12 protein-coding genes and 1 pseudogene are annotated in these 14,179 nt (G+C 69.5%); 12 read left to right on the forward strand and 1 reads right to left on the reverse strand.

The window, feature by feature from the left end:
- Positions 1-687, reverse strand: a pseudogene (locus QH290_RS19580) (hypothetical protein); the annotation flags it as partial.
- Positions 688-929: 242 nt separating this feature from the next.
- On the opposite strand from QH290_RS19580, the gene QH290_RS19585 reads away from it, so the two are divergent.
- From QH290_RS19585 to QH290_RS19640, 12 genes are all read left to right on the forward strand, one after another.
- Entirely contained in the window at positions 930-1,493 is a 564-nt protein-coding gene (locus QH290_RS19585) for a hypothetical protein (protein ID WP_280268574.1), read from the forward strand.
- Positions 1,494-1,523: 30 nt separating this feature from the next.
- Entirely contained in the window at positions 1,524-3,284 is a 1,761-nt protein-coding gene (locus tag QH290_RS19590) for a hypothetical protein (RefSeq protein WP_280384382.1), read from the forward strand.
- A gap of 20 nt (positions 3,285-3,304) precedes the next feature.
- The gene (locus QH290_RS19595; protein WP_280384384.1) at positions 3,305-4,774 is read left to right on the forward strand and encodes a PPE domain-containing protein; all 1,470 of its coding nucleotides are present in this window, start codon (positions 3,305-3,307) and stop codon (positions 4,772-4,774) included.
- A complete protein-coding gene (locus tag QH290_RS19600) occupies positions 4,771-5,121 on the forward strand; it encodes a hypothetical protein (RefSeq protein WP_280384386.1) in 351 nt (116 codons plus the stop codon). The genes QH290_RS19595 and QH290_RS19600 overlap by 4 nt, the downstream gene beginning before the upstream one ends.
- Entirely contained in the window at positions 5,118-5,816 is a 699-nt protein-coding gene (locus QH290_RS19605; RefSeq protein WP_280268578.1) for a hypothetical protein, read from the forward strand. The genes QH290_RS19600 and QH290_RS19605 overlap by 4 nt, the downstream gene beginning before the upstream one ends.
- A gap of 9 nt (positions 5,817-5,825) precedes the next feature.
- On the forward strand, positions 5,826-6,185 hold the full coding sequence (locus tag QH290_RS19610) for a hypothetical protein (protein ID WP_280268579.1): 360 nt from the start codon (positions 5,826-5,828) through the stop codon (positions 6,183-6,185).
- 31 nt (positions 6,186-6,216) lie between these two features.
- Entirely contained in the window at positions 6,217-6,537 is a 321-nt protein-coding gene (locus QH290_RS19615) for a hypothetical protein (protein WP_280268580.1), read from the forward strand.
- Between the two features lie 6 nt (positions 6,538-6,543).
- The gene (locus tag QH290_RS19620; RefSeq protein ID WP_280384388.1) at positions 6,544-9,150 is read left to right on the forward strand and encodes a hypothetical protein; all 2,607 of its coding nucleotides are present in this window, start codon (positions 6,544-6,546) and stop codon (positions 9,148-9,150) included.
- 92 nt (positions 9,151-9,242) lie between these two features.
- Positions 9,243-11,153 (forward strand): type VII secretion target, encoded by a 1,911-nt coding sequence (locus tag QH290_RS19625; protein ID WP_280384390.1) that lies wholly within the window; start codon positions 9,243-9,245, stop codon positions 11,151-11,153.
- A gap of 52 nt (positions 11,154-11,205) precedes the next feature.
- Positions 11,206-11,595 carry a hypothetical protein gene (locus QH290_RS19630; RefSeq protein ID WP_280384392.1) on the forward strand — a complete coding sequence of 130 codons (390 nt, stop codon included), beginning with the start codon at positions 11,206-11,208 and terminating at the stop codon, positions 11,593-11,595.
- 45 nt (positions 11,596-11,640) lie between these two features.
- Entirely contained in the window at positions 11,641-13,485 is a 1,845-nt protein-coding gene (locus tag QH290_RS19635; protein ID WP_280384394.1) for a type VII secretion target, read from the forward strand.
- On the forward strand, positions 13,485-14,179 hold a 695-nt coding region (locus tag QH290_RS19640; protein WP_280384396.1), incomplete at its 3' end, for a hypothetical protein. The genes QH290_RS19635 and QH290_RS19640, both read left to right, overlap by 1 nt.

Below are 14,179 nucleotides of genomic sequence, written 5' to 3' on the forward strand. Positions count from 1 at the left end.
GGCGCCGGTGCCGGTCTTGCCGACGCCGAGTTCGTTGCGGAGTTTTTTGACTTCGGGGTCGTCGGTTTCCTTGTCGCCGTAGACCTCTTTGAGTTTCTCGAGGACCTTGATCGCCTTCTGCGCCTGCGGAGACAAACCCGCTGTCTCGGGGTCGCCGCCCCCGGTACCGCCGCTGCCCGCGCCCGAGCCGCCGCCGAGTCCGCTGAGGGCGGCGGCGATCATGGGCAGCATCCCCATCGCCATCGCGCCCGCCTGCAGCGCGGCCGGGGCCAGGCTGGCGACCATGTCCGGGTCGACCAGCGGCTCCGGCTCCGCGGGCGGTGGCGGAGCCGGTTGCGGCGCAGCGGGTTCCGCGGGCGGAGCGGTCGCGGGCGCAGCCTGAACCTGGGCGGGCGCAGCGGGCTGCCCCACCTGCGGCGGCGGGGGTGGTGGAGCGAGCGCCGCCGTGCCCTGGCCGGAGCCGTTCTGACCGGCCTGCGGGGGCGGCTTCGGGGCGGCGGGCTGCTCCGGCGTGCCCTGCGGACCCGCCCCGGGCGCGGGCGGATTGGGAACAGCGGGAACGCCGCCGCCCGGCTTCCGCTTCGGATCCTTGCCCGACCAGGGCGTCACCGGCTCCTGCGCGGTGCCGTCGGCCTCCGGGACGGGCTCCGGATCCAGTCCCATCTGCCACATCGGTGGACTGGTCACAGCTACCGGTCCTCCCGCCTGCCTCGATCATCCGTCACGGGAAACAGCTTGGCGCCCACGACATCTCGTCCAGCTCTCCCGACCATAATCCTGATCGCTCCTCGGATCGGCTCGGTTCCCATTGCTGGGAATCATCGACAATGAGCACGTCGGTAGTCGGCCGACGCCCGCGACGACGTTGCCTGATCGAGAGGTGGATCCAGCGTGATAGTGGTGGGCATTTGCGGTATGGAGGTGAGCTGATGGGCTTCCTGGGTCTTTCGGGCAAAGACTGGGCTGTACTCGGGACCGCGGTCGCCACCTCCTTCGTGCCGGGCGGTGTGTTTATCGCTCCCATTGCCACCGGGCTGGTGGGCGGAGCTATCACCCTGGGGCAGACCGGCAGTTGGAAGGAAGCCGGACAGGCCGCCATCGGCGACGCCTTCGGGAACCTCGGCGGCGGTCTCCTGGGCCGCGGGGCATCGAGGCTGATCGGCGCGGGAGTCTCCAGGGTAAGCGGCAATGCTGGCCGGGAGTACACGGAGTGGGCCACAGCGGATATTGCTCTTGGGAGGACCGAGCGCGCGATCAATCAGACCCTTGCGCACGGCGTCGGATCCTGGTTCGGCTCGACATTTATGAGCCACAATTTCAACAATGGTCAGCCGCCACCGATTCCCGCCGCCATCCCTACCCGGCCCGCCGGTCAGGACAAGGCGAAAATTCCGTTCGACAAGGAGCAGGCGGAGCTTCAGGGCAAAGGCTCTCCGACGGTTGGGAAATATGAGGGCGGGTACTCGCAATGGCCGCTGGAGAATGTTGTATGACGGAATGTAGCGACGCCGCTGGGGGTCTGAATGGCTGAGCTGCCGGATATGCCCGTTTTGGAGGTTCCGGACTATCACGGCCACGGATATCCGCAAGAGCTGAAACAGTTCCAGATTTCCAAGGCGACGGTAACGCTTGTCGACCAGAAGCTGGTCAATGTGGTCAGCAAGGACTGGAGTCTGCTCGGCTCCGGCGAGACGTCCGACCTACCGAAAAGTGACGAGCTGAGACAGGTCGACACGGCAAATCTGGATACCATGCGAAAATCCGAGACCGCCGCTCAATACAGGGCGATCGTCTCGAAGCTCGCACAGGCGTACGCCAGTATGCAGGAATCGGTATTGGCGGTGGCCAAGAAGGTCAAGGACTCCGAAGAGGACAGAAAGAAGTTCCAGAAGGACCTCGAAGGTCTCATCGCCAACCTGAACGACGATGCGATTACGCTCCCGCAGAGCCTATCCATGGATGCGCACATTCAAGGTTATGTCGCGAAGAGGCTGGAGGAGTGCGCCAAGGTCACCGCGGGTGCGGATAAGAATCAGGGGAAGAATGGCGACGGAGTCGGTGACGAAGCCAAGAAGCTGAAGGAAATCGAGGATCAGCTCAATAAGGCGAAGACGGACCTCAAGGCGCTCCAGGACGAGAACAAGAAACTGAAGGAGCAATTGGGGACCGGCAATCCCAATAATCCGAACAGCCCGTCCTACGATCCGCCCAGGATTCCCCAGGACGGCAGCAACGGCCTCGGTGACGACACCTTCAAACCCATCGACACCGGGCTGGACGACGGCAGTAAGCCCCCGGGTCTGGCCGGTGGTCAGGACGATGGCAGCGGTCTCGGCACCAACGATCCGTCGACCGATCCCTCCAAGTCCCTGGACGACGCGATCAACCAGATCAAGGACGACGCGCAGGCCGGTACCCCTGCGGCCCAGACACCCTCGCCGATGGACTCGGGCCTGGGTGGCATGGGCGGCATGAACCCCTTCGGCGGCATGAGCCCGTTCGGCATGAGCCCGTTCGGAATGAACGGCATGGGGATGAATCCGTACTCGCAGCAGGAGCAGATGCGCCGCGAGATGGCAGATCGGGACCTCGAGCGCCGCCGCCAGGAGATGGAGATGCGCCGGGCGCAGCAGCCGGGCGCCGTGCAGGCGTCCGCGGCACCGCAGCCCGCGCAGACCGCTCCGGCGGCGCAGGCCACCGCGCAGAACGGTGCGCCGCCCAACAACGCCGCCGCGCCGCCGCCGGGCGGTCCGCCGCCGCGGGTTCCCGGGGCCGACGGCCTGGTCGACTACACCTTCCCCGACGGCCGCACGCAGAAGGTGCCGCCGGTGGTCGCGCAGGGCCTGGATGTGGCGTTCGCCAACACCCAGGGCACGGACGCGCAGGCCGCCTACGCCAATACCCCGGCGAAGTGGACGGATCCGAAGCAGATCGGCGACCGGGTCGATCCGTCGCAGGCCAAGACCGGCGACGTCGCGACCTGGGACAAGAACCGCTCCGCGATCGTGGTCGTGTTCGGCACCGGCCAGGGCGGCGACGCGGGCGGCGGACTCGGCGACGCGGCCGCGGGCGAGCCGATGGAGGCCATCATCGCCGGCCAGCTGAAGCAACTGCGCTCCGAGGACATGAACACCCTGTCGGACAAGACGGGTGAGTTCGGCGGCTTCGCCGGGTTCCTCCATCCGCGTGGCGTCGATGCGGCCGCACCGGATACCGCCGGTGCCGAGCAGGGCGCCCCGGCCGGGGATCAGGCGATGCAGGCCGCGGTGACGGCGCCGAGCTGAGTGGGTGAGAGGAGACAGGTGTGGCGCTGCATGTCGAGCCGACAGATATCGCCAAGGTGGCGTCGACGCTGGCCGAACTGGCGAACGCCACCGGCAACGCTCGGCCGTCGGGCTGGGTGCTGCCCGCGGGCTCCGATCCGATCTCGGCCCAGCACGTGCCGAAACTGAACAAGCAGGCGGCCGATCTGTTCAACGGCTTGTCCGGCCTGCTCAACGAGGTGCGCAAGACCGCGCACAAGGTAGGTGCCGCCGCCGCCGATTACACGGCCGCCGACGACGAGGGCGCGCGCAAGGTGAACGGCGGCGGCGCCGAGCTACTGGACAATCCGGTGCCGGATGTCGGCGAGCCGGTGTTTCAGCAGCCGCCGTCGTTCCGGATGCCCGCGGCGGGAGCCTCGGTCGATCCGCTGCAATTCGCGCAGCAGCTGCGCGCCGGTCCGGGGCCCGGCCCTGCGACCAAGTTCGCTCAGGACATCCGCACCTATCTCGGCGGTTCGCATCAGGCCGCGCTCTCCAGCGTCGATGCGGCGTCGCAGGCCATGCAGAACTGGGTGCCGGTCGGCTCCGAGGCCGCGAAACATATGAACCGTCATCGCAGCATGCTGGACCAACTCGGCACGGCCCTGGGCAAGCTGGCCGGAGGCATCGACGACTACGCCGACGCGTTCAGTACCGCGAAGGCCAAGCACCCCACGCCCGAGGAGATCATCGCCGCCCGCAAGCGGCTGGTGAAGGCGATGCGGTCCAAGGATCAGATCGGGATCCAGGAGGCGCTGGCCAAGACCCAGGAGCAGAATGCGCGGTCGGCGGAGACGGTAGCGGGCTACGAGGGCACGGTCAACGGCAAGAACGGCCAGGGTGAGGGCTCGGGTGGCGGCGAATCCGATCAGATCATGCAGGCCATCGCGTCCATGCTGCCCTCGATGGTGAGTTCGCTGGCGTCCGCGGGCATGTCCGGGATGGGCCAGGAGGGCCTGGGCGGTACCGCCGAGGAGCTCGAGGAATACGGCGGCTACGACGACTACGGCCTCGGTGGCTACGGGGGCGGTGGCGGGGGATCCGCCGGTGGTGCGGCCCCGATCGGCGATATCACCGCCGCGATGGGCTCGGGCAGCGATGCGGTGTCGGTGGGGCCGATGCCGATGGTCGGTGCCACCGGGAACGCGAGCAGCGGTCCCGCCGGGGCGCCGCGCACCCCGGTGATCGAGCCGCTGTCCTCGTCGTCGGCGGCCGCGGCCGCGCGCGGTGCCGGAATGGGGTCGCCGATGATGCCGTACATGCCGATGGCGCCGGGTATGGGTGGCGCGGGCGGCGGGAACAACGAACGCAACCGCGTGGTCGCCTGGCACCCTGACCGGCTGATGTATGTCGACGACACCCCGCACACCGACCCGGTGATCGGTGAGAAACCGACGATCGCACCGTCGGTGACGCCGCCGACGCCGTCCCAGGCCAATCAGGCACCGACCCAATCCGGAGGTTCCGCATGAGTGATATGCAGCCCGACGTGCAGGCGGCCCTCGACGCCGCCCGCGACCTGCGGCATCGCATCGCCGATCTGCGCGAGAAGATCGATGCGATCCGGGCGCGCCGCCCGTCGCCGAGCGGGGCGGTGATCCCCGAGATCGATGCCATGGGAAGGCTCACCGACCTCTACATCGCCCAGGGCACCGCCGACCGGCTCGAGTGCGAGGAACTGGTCGCCGAGATCATGGCCGCGATCCGGGACAGCACCGCCGATGCCGCTCGCCAGTACGAGCTGCTCATGGATTCGGACCCGTGGAACGACCCGATCGAGGAAGAACCGGCCGCGGCGGTGTCGGAGTCGGCGTCGTGAGTACCGACGAGGGCGTCACGGTCGCCGACACCGTTCGGTGGCTGCACACCGAGGGCCTGATCCGGCTGGCCGGGGTGGCCGGGCGCGCGGCCGACCCGATCGTCGCGTACACGATCGACGTGGCGACGGGGACGGTGGCCGCGCATCCGGCCGCCGGTGCCGGAGTCGGTTCGGACGTCACGACTCTCGCCGCTGACGACCTGCCCTTTCCCACCGGCACGCCCGGGCGGCTGGTGATCGTCGGCGTCACGCAGGCCGAGGCCGTGCTGGTGGTGGATCTGGCCAATACGCTCACCATCTCGATCAACGCCGACCGCCCGGAGCTCGCGGCCCGCTCCTGGGTGACGCAGTTGCTGCTGAATCCCGAGATCACGCTCACCACCAACGGCACCGAGTTGGCGATCGAGGCGGGAGATCGCTTCCGGCGCAGCTTCATTCCCGGCGGCACGGGGACGATCATCAATGTCGACGATCTGGTTCCGCCGATCACCACGGTCGCGCTCAACGCCGAGGCCGAGGGGCCCGACCATCTCGATGTCGCTCCCGGGGGCACCGGCGAGCTGTATCTGGGCGCCCGGTTCTGGCAGCTGCGTCAGGTCATGACGATCGACGACAGCGCGTGGCACGCACTCGCCGAGCGGCTCGCCGCACCCCCCTCGCCGCAGCACGAACCCGATGCTGCCGCAACCTTTTAGGAGTCTCCGATGACAGAGCCACACGCACCGGACTACCTCGAGGACGAGGACGACCAGGCCCCGGCGCCGGACTGGCGCGCCATGACCTACGAGGTGTTCACCCTCGATCACAGCCTCGGCGTCGCCTGCGACCGCGACGGGGAGATCGTGGGCCTGCACATCACCGACGAGGCCCGCGACAACGGTGACCAGTGGCTGGCCACCGAGATCGTCCGGCTGGCCCGGCTGGCGCATATGAAGTCCCGGGTCGGGCTGCGCGCGGAGATGGAGGCCAACGGCACCCGGCCCTACACCATCGACTCGTTCGACCTGCCCACCGAATCGTCCTACCGGGCAACGGAAATCGCCGAGCTCGGCGGACAACGCTGAACGCCGACCGCATCGCGAGACAGGAGTCGACGTGGGATTCGACAAGCTGGATATCGATGATCCGGACGACCTGAATATCACTGCGGGACATCGGCATACGGCGCATTGCTCGTTCACCGGCGATGCCGGTTCGGTGAACCGGGAACTGCGCCTGACGACACGTCCGCAGTCGACGCTCGACCATCGGCATGCCCAGGTATGCGACCTGGTCACCGGGTGGATCGATCGGTGGATAGCCGATCGGGACGCCGATGCCGGGAACACCTACGTGCGCACCGTCCGCACCAACAACGGTTACCGCGAGACCGATATCGCCGGAGGTGCGTGCGTGCAGCGGTCCGAGTCGGCCTGATCTCCGATGGAGCCGGAGCGCGAGAGTCCGTACTGGAAGGCCATTGTCGAGGACAAGTGGCCGGAGATCTCGCCCCGGGAATGGGGCAGGCTGGAGCGGGTCGCGCGCGACGGTGCGGCCGCACTGGATCCCTACGAGGCGGAGCGGGCGCGCCGGGCCTTCGAGGAGGGCTCACGGTCGAGCGCCGGGCTGGAGCCGATCAAGGAAGAGATGCTGGCCCAGGAGGGCAGCCTGCACCGATTCGTCGATGCCCTGGTCGCGGCGGCCGATACCTTCGGCCGCATCTCCGATTCGGTGTATCGCACGCGCAATCGGATCCTCGACATCGTCGATCAGGCCACCCGCAAGATCCGGGAGGTCTACAGCCAGGACTCCTCGGAGGACGACTCCGAGGAGGCGGAGCGGGCCGAAGCGGCCCGGGATCGCCAACGGGTGGCGGCGATCATCGAGCGGGCGCGGGCCGAGGTCGCCGAGACGGTCGCCCGCGCCCTCGCGGACATCAGCCCGCAGGGGCTGCCGGAGCTGGATCTGCTCGCCCGGCTGCTGGGACAGCCGGGGCCCTGGGACCCGGTGCATCCGGGGCGGGATCGTCCCCGCGAACACCACGGCGGCGGCCCGTATCGGCGGGGCGGCCCGTATCGGCAGCTGCCACCGGGGCTGCTGCCGCCGGGATTTCGGCTCCCGGGTGACGGCTACGTTCCGTCGATACCGGAATTGCGCGGCCTGGAAAGGCTTTTGGAGCGGCTGGGGCCGCATCTGCCCGTCGTCCATCTCCCGCCCGGATTCGCCGACGGCCTGTTCCCGGGTGGACCGCCGGCGGGCGAATTTCCTCCGGGGCGGCCCGACGCGGGCCCGCAGCCCGCGGATCCGTCGGTGCCCGGCACCTCCGCGGCGCCACCATCGGCGACCGGATCCGCGCCGGGGCACACGCCGGGCCAGGCGGTGGGCGGAGCGCCGCCGCCGGGCGAATCGGTTGCGGGCCCTGCGGATTCGGGGCCGATGGATGCCGGATCGAGGGACGCGAGTTCGGCGGGCTCCGGATCGGTGGATTCGACGGCGGATTCCGGGTCGGCGGATACCGCATCGGCGCATTCGGAATCGACCGGGAATTCCGATGTTTCGACCGACGGGCAGACCGACTCCGGTGCGGCGGCCCGATCGGACCGGGGCACCAGATCGTCGGAATCCGCGGCCGACGACGCGGGTGTGGGCGCCCCGTTCAGCGCGCTGGCGGCGGCGCAGGCGATCGCCGCACAGCAGTCGGCCGTGGTGCCTCAGCCCGTGGTGTCGGCGGGACCCGCCGCCGCGCCGCCGGTGCCGCCGGGCCAGGTGAGCGCCGCCGGGCAGGCGGGTGCGCCACCAGGCGCCGATTCGCGGTTCTCGGTTGCGGCGCCGAAGGTTTCGGCGGCACCGGGACCGATCGGCGCGGGCCCTGCCGCGGGTGTCTCGGCGCCCGCGGGCGCGGGCCCGCCGGTCAAGGGTCCGCCGCCGATCCGGCACGACCAGCCGCCCGGCCCGTCCGGTAGTGAGACACCAACGGAGCCAGGCGATTCCGAGGACAAGCAGGGCAGTGACGGGCTGGTGCGGGATGCGGTGGGCGCCGCGATGATCGCCGCCGCCGCACCGAGTTTCATGATCGGCGAGCGCGTGGACGGGGATCTGGTGCTCGCCCGGACGCTGCTGAGCAGCCTGCTGGCCGCCGCCCCGGTCGTCGGGCCCGCGTGGGCGGTGGCGGTGATGCGCAGTTCCGACGGCGTCAGCGCCTTCGTGACCTCGAACGAGGGGCGGGGCTGGCTGCCGCCGGGACTGTTCCTGCCGCGGGAGCTGTCGACCCCGTGGGTGTGGTCGGTCTCGGAGGGTGCGGGCTGGGAGGGCGTCGCGGACCCCGCGCGGGTGCTGGCGGAGTTCGCGCTGGCGTGGGGTGGCAAGTCGGGAGTGCGATTGTCCGCACTGGCCTCCTCGCAGCCGATCGATGAGGGCCTCGGGCGGCAGCTGGCGAACGCGTCGGTCCTGGGTTCGGTGGGCGCCGACCCGACGATGGAATTCTCCTCTCCGGCACCGGGTTTGGTGGACCGGCTGGAGTTGGTCGGGGCGCCGCAGCTGCTGGACCGGGTCCGGGGCGTCCCGGCCGCACAGATCCGCGGCCGGTGCGCGGACCTGGCCGCCGGTGCGCATCTGCGGCTGTCGCGGCTGGGTTCGAGCGTTACGGCGTCGATGGGCAGCGCCGCCCTCCGGGAGCAGATACTCCAGGCATTCCGGCAGGGGCGTGATGTTCCGGCGCAGTGGTGGGACGAACTGCGGGACAGCGACGACCTGCTGGCGGCGTCGATGCTGTCGCTGAGGTCGGATGTCTCACGAATTCCCCTGGGCGAACTGCGTTCGGAGAATCCCGCCGCCTCGGACCTGACGGCCTTGCGCGCGATGACGTTCGAGCGTCGCTGCAACGAACTGGTGTCGTTGCTGGCGGGCGAGCCGACGCGGCAACTGCTGCGTGATGCCGTCTATGCGCACGGGCAGTTGGTCGATCACCCGTCGTTCGGGCAGACGGCCCCCGCGCCGCCGCCGGAAGGTCCCTCGCGCCGCTCGACCGTCACCGCGCCCCCGAACCGGTGAGCGGCGGGTAATCCCAGCTGACCTGCATTCTCATTGTTGGGAAGGGCTGACAATAGTCCCGACGTTGATGGTGGGAAAGGATCGGCCCGGGCATGCCAGACAGCATGGATATCGACCCTGACGTCCTGCGTGAATTGGCGGAACAGCACTATCGGGTCGCCGATGATACGGAGGCATGGGCGGAGCCGCCGCAGACCTGGCTCGACAGCTTCATCGACAGCTACGGCGCCATCGCGTCGCCGGTCAAGCGTGCGCTCGACGATTACTACAACGCCCGGAAGAACGCCGGATACGCACTCGCCGCACAGCACCGGAAGACCGGCGATTCGCTGCGCAAGGCCGCACGCGACTTCGAGGAGGCGGACGACAACGCCGCCCGGCAGATCGGTCGCGCGGGCGAAGACGTCGACGGTCGACCGGATTCGCAGGCGCCCTCGACGCAGCGTCCGCCTGCGATCACCCCGGGCGATTCGCCCGGGATGGGCAGGCCGCCCGGCGATGTCGGCACCCCCGACGGTCAGACTCCGGTCGGCGTCACGCCGGGTGGTTCCACACCGAACGGTGCCGCACCGGGTGTCAACGGCGCGGGACCGTCCGATACGGCGGGAACGGGAAGCCAGCCGGGAGTCGCCGGGGGCCCGGCGGGAGGCGTCGCGGGTCCCGGTGGCGGACCGGCCGGACCCGGCGGCGGACCGACCGCGACAGGTCCCGGCGGGGTCGTTCCGCCCACGGTCACGGGAGGCCCGGCAGGGCCCGCGGGCCCCGGAGCCGGGCCGGTCGACGACCGCGCGACGACCCAGCCGCCGACGGGCGCGACCGGTCGCACCGATCAGCCGCCGGTGCCGATACCGACACCGTTCGCGGCCGCCGTCTCCGCGGCGAAGGAGAAGGAGGCCGAGCCGGCGTACGTGGTGGGCGACGCGGTCGACGACGACCTGGTGATCGCCCGCACGCTGCTGAGTGCCGTTCTCGCCGCGGTGGATTCGTCGGTCCTGGGTCTGCACTGGGCGGTCGCCGTCATGCGTGGCCCCGCGGGTGCGGGTGTGTTCATCACCTCGAACGAGGGCCGCGGCTGGCTCCCGGCCGAGCTGTTCCTGCCGCGCGAGGTCTCCACCCCGTGGGTGTGGGACGAGTTCCTGGCGGGCGAGTCCGGCGACGCGGGATCGCCGTGGGAAGGGGTCGCGGACCCCGCGCGGGTGCTGGTGGAGTTCGGACTGGCGTGGGGCGCGAAGGCCAATGCCAGCCTGTCGGCACTGGTGTCGTCCGGGCCGATCGACGGCGGACTGCGCTCTCGGTTCGCCAACGTCCCCATGGAGGGCTTGGTCGGGCCCGCCTACGATGTCGACCTGCGGGTGTTCACCCCCGACACGGCCGATCGCCTCGGCTTGGTCGGTTCCGTGGAGTCGCTGGAACACGTGTCGGCCGTGCCGGATGCGCAGGTGCGTGAGCGGTGCGTGGAACTGGCGGCGGACGCGCACGCGAAGATTCGCCGCGGCACCGCCACGAATCCCGACGCCGAGACCTCGCGCGGATTGCGGGAGCGAATCCTGGCGGCCGTCCAGGCCGGACGCGAGGTTCCGGCGTCCTGGTGGGACGAGCTGCGCGACGCCGACGACCTGCTGGCGGCCGCGATGCTGTCGCAGCGCGTGGACGTCGGGCGGGTCGAGCTGGGAGACCTGCGCGTCGACGACGAGACCACCGGTCTCCGTGCGATGGTCTTCGAACGCCGCTGCAACGAACTGGTCATGCTGCTGGGCGAGGAGTCCACCCGGCAGCAGCTGCGAGACGCGGTATACGCCCACGAACAGATCGTGAAACATCCTCGGTTCGAGGAGATTCCGGCCGCGGTCTCGGTGGCCGAGGACACCCGGGTGTCCCGCCCGGTGGCCACCCCGGACCAGGTATCGGCCCCCACCGTCACCGCCGGACCACCCCCCAACGCCGTCGCTGCGCCACAGACCCCACCGCCCATCGCGGCCCCGGACACCATCGACCGGTCCTGACGACATGCCCGGTACAAGCAAGTCTGCGTTCTGTATGGATGAGTGAGGACCAGTGAGAGAACTCCATCCCGACGTACAGCTCGCGATCAGCGTGACACGGGAGCTGCGGCATCGACTCGCGGAGGTGCGCGAACGAGCCGACGCCATCGTCGCGCGCCGCCCGTCTCCGAGCGGTCTGGTCATTCCCGAGGTCGATTCCTACGGGCGGCTGCGGGATCTGTACCTGGCCCCCGGTACGTGCGACCGGTTCGACAACGACGAACTCGTTGCCGACATCATGGCGGCCATCGTCGAAAGTACGGCGGATGCGCGCAGACAGTACGGCATCACCATGAACGACCCGACTATTCTGCCGCGGCCGATCTCGGAAATTGTGGACGAGTGGCGGGCCGGGAAGGATCCGAATCAGCCGGTTCCCAACTTCGGGGAGGGGCGAGAATGATCTCGAGGTGCCTGGCGTGACGATGGGCCGAATATGCCGGACTACATGAGGATCGAACCGGATCAGCTGCGCGAGATGGCCAAGCAGCACGAGCGGCGCGCGGAGAATATCCGGAATTGGGGCAAGATCCCGCATGGCTGGCTCGATGACTTCGAAGCCAGCAACGGGCCGTTCGGCGGCCCGGTCGTGGGGGCGCTGCGGGACTACTACGACCGGCGGCACAGGAAGGCCGAGCGTATCGCCCGTGATCATGAACAGACCCGAGACAAGCTGATCGCCTCGGCGAAGGCGCTCGAGGACAACGATCTCGACGGTGGGGGCCAGGTCTCGGATTCCGGCAGCAAGGAGAGGTTCGCTCCGGGCGGCACGGCGCCCCACGGCCCTGCCGATCCGACGGCGGGCAACGGCCGCGAGACGCCGACAGCCGATGGCGCGCAGTGGGGCAGGCAGCCCACGCCAGGGGATTCCCCGGCGCCGGAGGCGGCCGGTCCGGCGGACCAGGCGACGCCGGGGTCCGGGGTTTCGGCGCCGCCGGGCGCTCCCGGACTGTCCGATCAGGGCACGGCGCCGGTCGGAGTCGTGCCCCATGCGCCCGCCATGCCCCCCGAGACCACCACTACCGTGGCCGATACGCCGGGATCGGACGCCGACGGTTCCGCCGCGGCCGCGTCCGTGCCTGCGCCGGGCGGTTCCGCCGGGCCTGCCGACGATGGGGCAGGTCCGGCCGCGGTCGGTACGCCGCTGCCCGGCCCACTCCCACCGATCGGGACGACGGGCGGCCCGACACCACCCCGGTCGCTGTCGGCCGGACCGCTCGTCTCAGCGGTCGCCGCGGCCGGGCATCGGCTGTCGCGGCCTTCGCTGGTGGTGGGCGACCGAGCCGAACACGATCTGGAACTAGCCCGCACGCTCGTTGCGGCAATCCTTGCCGCAGTGGGTGATTCGTACCCGAGTCTGGGCTGGGGAGTCGCGGTCCTGCGAGCCTCGCAGGGGCCACTGGTACTGGTCACCTCGACCGAGGGCCGCGGATGGCTGCCCCCGGGACTGTTCTTGCCCTCCGAGGTCTTCGTTCCCTGGAGGTGGGATGCGCCGCTCGGCGACCGCGGCCGGGAACTGGTGGCGGAGTTCGAGGGGAATCCGGATCCTGCCCGCATCCTGGCGGCGTTCGGGTTGGTGGCCGGTCGTATCGGGATCGGCAGTCCCAGTGCCTTGGCGTCGTCGGCGGCGGTCGCCGACGGTGTGCGCGCCGCGCTCGGCGACGGGGTCGCGGTCGAGGGAAACGTGCGCGCGGCCGAGTGCACGGTCGATCTTTCCGCACCCGGCGCCGGGCTGTCGGATCGGCTCGAGATGGCGGGCTCGGAGGATTCGCTGCGCCGAGCGGCCGAGGTCTCCGAATCGGACCTGCGAGCGGTCTGCCTGGAGCTGGCACGGGCCGCGGATATGCAGGTCCGCCACGCCGTGACCGCGGTCGGCTCGGAAGCCGGGGCACGTCACGCCCGGCGGCAGCGGGTCCTCGACGCGCTGCAGGCCGACCTCCCCGTTCCGGCGCCCTGGTGGGACGAGATAGCCGCCGGTAGTGCCGGGGCCGGGCCGGAGTCCTTGCGCGACAGGGTGTTCGAGCGCCGTGCCGACGAGATCCTGCTGCTGCTCGGCGCCGGGGAGATCGACCGGCACCGGCTGCGCGAGGTGCTCTACACCTACGGCCAGATCGCCGAGCATCCGCAGCTACCGGCTGCGGCGCAGGCTGTCTCGGCTCCCACGCTGCCGGCAACCGGTGGTGGTGCCATCAGCGTCGGCCCCATCGGCCGCAGCGGAGCGCCTCCGCTCATCGCCGAGTTGTCGAAGGCTACGGCAGGGGCCGAAGGCTCCGCTGAACGGAGGAGAGTCTGATGGTCGAGGTGGACAAGAACAAGGTCGACAAGACCGTCAATGAGATCCACGATATTCATCACCGGACCTGGGACAACGACTATTTCACTACGGACGAGGCCAAGCAGGCGATGGACAAGCTGAAAGGCTTGAATTCCGCCGAATTGGTAGAAGTCCTGGGCAAGCTGAAGTCGGACACCAGGCAGGATATGGTCCGTGCCGACCATGCCGGGGGTGATTGGGACCTCCGGACGGACATGAAATACCAAAAGCTCGCCAATGCGGTATGGTCCGGTGATCCGAAGAGTGAAATAATCACCGAAATGCAAACCGAGGAAGAGAAGGCCGCTACCCCGAAGTTTGCGACCGTTCCGCGCGGTTTCGATTCGGCGGATGAAGGCGACCATCTCTACCGTATCGAGCTGTGGCCTCCCGTGGGAGCCAAGAAGGACGGCCTGCTCGACAAAGCGGTCAGGGATACGCGATTTGCGTGGCAGATGTCGATCGACACCCTGGGTACCGGTAAGCCGCTCGACGAGACCGACCATTCGGGAATATTGGAAAGCTCTCTGATCGACACCGCGGAAGGTGTATCGCAGCTGCGCGAGAACCATTCGGGTCTGACCGATCATCTGAAAAAGCTCCAGGACGAGCGCGCGAAGTGGAAAGGGAAGGTCGACAAGGACGCCTTCGAGGCCAACGACAAGAGCAAGGA

The sequence above is a fragment of the Nocardia wallacei genome (genome assembly GCF_029869545.1).
Taxonomy (GTDB): domain Bacteria; phylum Actinomycetota; class Actinomycetes; order Mycobacteriales; family Mycobacteriaceae; genus Nocardia; species Nocardia wallacei_A.

Excerpts from the sequence above, each read along its gene's own strand:
- QH290_RS19620 (WP_280384388.1), top strand. The coding sequence starts at position 6,544 with ATGGAGCCGGAGCGCGAGAGTCCGTACTGGAAGGCCATTGTCGAGGAC.
- QH290_RS19590 (WP_280384382.1), top strand. The coding sequence starts at position 1,524 with ATGGCTGAGCTGCCGGATATGCCCGTTTTGGAGGTTCCGGACTATCAC.
- QH290_RS19635 (WP_280384394.1), top strand. The coding sequence starts at position 11,641 with ATGAGGATCGAACCGGATCAGCTGCGCGAGATGGCCAAGCAGCACGAG.
- QH290_RS19610 (WP_280268579.1), top strand. The coding sequence starts at position 5,826 with ATGACAGAGCCACACGCACCGGACTACCTCGAGGACGAGGACGACCAG.
- QH290_RS19585 (WP_280268574.1), top strand. The coding sequence starts at position 930 with ATGGGCTTCCTGGGTCTTTCGGGCAAAGACTGGGCTGTACTCGGGACC.
- QH290_RS19625 (WP_280384390.1), top strand. The coding sequence starts at position 9,243 with ATGCCAGACAGCATGGATATCGACCCTGACGTCCTGCGTGAATTGGCG.
- QH290_RS19600 (WP_280384386.1), top strand. The coding sequence starts at position 4,771 with ATGAGTGATATGCAGCCCGACGTGCAGGCGGCCCTCGACGCCGCCCGC.